Source organism: Bacteroides faecichinchillae JCM 17102, assembly GCF_000614145.1.
In the GTDB taxonomy this organism is placed as follows: Bacteria; Bacteroidota; Bacteroidia; order Bacteroidales; family Bacteroidaceae; genus Bacteroides; species Bacteroides faecichinchillae.
Map to the genome: position 1 here is coordinate 1 of NZ_BAKK01000112.1, position 1,700 is coordinate 1,700.

General features: G+C 49.3%; 1 protein-coding gene and 1 pseudogene. Both read left to right on the forward strand.

What is annotated here, in order from left to right:
* A partial coding sequence (locus JCM17102_RS30155; RefSeq protein WP_136498675.1) for an MFS transporter occupies positions 1 to 517 on the forward strand: 517 nt, incomplete at its 5' end.
* Positions 518 to 538: 21 nt separating this feature from the next.
* Positions 539 to 1,700, forward strand: a pseudogene (locus JCM17102_RS28725) (n-acyl-d-glucosamine 2-epimerase); the annotation flags it as partial.

Consider the following 1,700-nt stretch of genomic DNA (forward strand, 5'->3'; position numbering starts at 1 on the left):
TCTTTTTTACCAAGTTCTCGTAGGACTAGTCAATACCCTTACCACCGTCCTCTCCCTAGTCATCATCGACCAAGTGGGTCGCAAAAACCTAGTCTACTACGGAGTTTCCGGCATGATCCTCTCCCTGCTCCTAATCGGTCTCTACTTCCTCTATGGCGAATCCCTGGGGATATCCAGCCTCTTGCTGCTGGCCTTCTTCTTGTTCTACGTATTCTGCTGCGCCGTCTCCATCTGCGCCGTAGTCTTCGTGCTCCTCTCGGAGATGTACCCCACCAAAGTACGCGGACTCGCCATGTCCATAGCCGGCTTCGCCCTGTGGATCGGAACGTACCTGATCGGACAGCTCACCCCCTGGATGCTCCAAAACCTGACCCCCGCCGGAACATTCTTCCTGTTCGCCATCATGTGCGTACCCTATATGCTCATCGTCTGGAGACTCGTGCCGGAAACCACCGGCAAGTCCCTGGAAGAAATCGAGAGATACTGGACCCGTTCGGGACAGTCAGACAGACCTTAATCATTTAACAGTAAAAGATATATGGATTTTAAGAAACTAACAAATCAATACAGGGACGAACTGCTCGATAATGTTCTTCCCTTCTGGCTCAGCCACTCCCAAGATCTGGAATATGGCGGCTACTTCACCTGCCTGGACCGTAAAGGGAACGTATTCGACACCGACAAGTTCATCTGGCTCCAAGGCCGTCAAGTCTGGATGTTCTCAATGCTCTACAACAAAGTAGAAAAGCGTCAGGAATGGTTGGACTGCGCCACCCAGGGTGGTGAATTCTTAAAGAAATACGGACATGACGGTCATTATAACTGGTACTTTTCGCTCGACCGTTCGGGTAGCCCGTTGGTAGAACCATACAATATCTTCTCGTATACCTTCGCCACCATGGCCTTCGGACAATTGAGTCTGGCCACAGGCAACCCAGAGTATGCGGAAATAGCGAAGATGACCTTTGAAATCACCCTCTCCAAAGTCGATAATCCGAAAGGGAAATGGAACAAACTCCATCCGGGCACCCGTAATCTGAAGAACTTCGCCCTGCCGATGATTCTCTGTAACCTGGCTTTGGAAATTGAACATTTATTGGATGAAGAGTACCTTCAGCAAACCATGGAAACGTGTATCCATGAAGTAATGGACGTATTCTACCGTCCGGAACTGGGAGGCATTATTGTTGAGAATGTAAATGCGGACGGTAGTCTTGCCGACTGTTTCGAAGGTCGCCAGATCACCCCCGGGCATGCGATTGAAGCCATGTGGTTCATCATGGATCTGGCAAACGCCTGAACCGTCCCGAATTGATCGAAAAGGCGAAGAATGTGACTCTTACCATGCTCGGTTACGGTTGGGATAAGGAATATGGTGGCATCTACTACTTCATGGACCGTAATGGCTGTCCCCCCCAGCAGCTGGAATGGGACCAGAAACTTTGGTGGGTGCATATCGAAACGCTGATCTCGCTTTTAAAGGGGTATCAATTGACCGGAGATGAGGCGTGTCTGGCATGGTTTGAGAAAGTGCATGATTATACGTGGGGGCATTTCAAAGATACTAAATATCCCGAATGGTTTGGATATCTGGATCGCAGAGGGGAAATATTGTTGCCATTGAAGGGGGGAAAGTGGAAAGGATGTTTTCATGTGCCAAGGGGATTATACCAGTGCTGGAAAACATTAGAAAGTCTGAA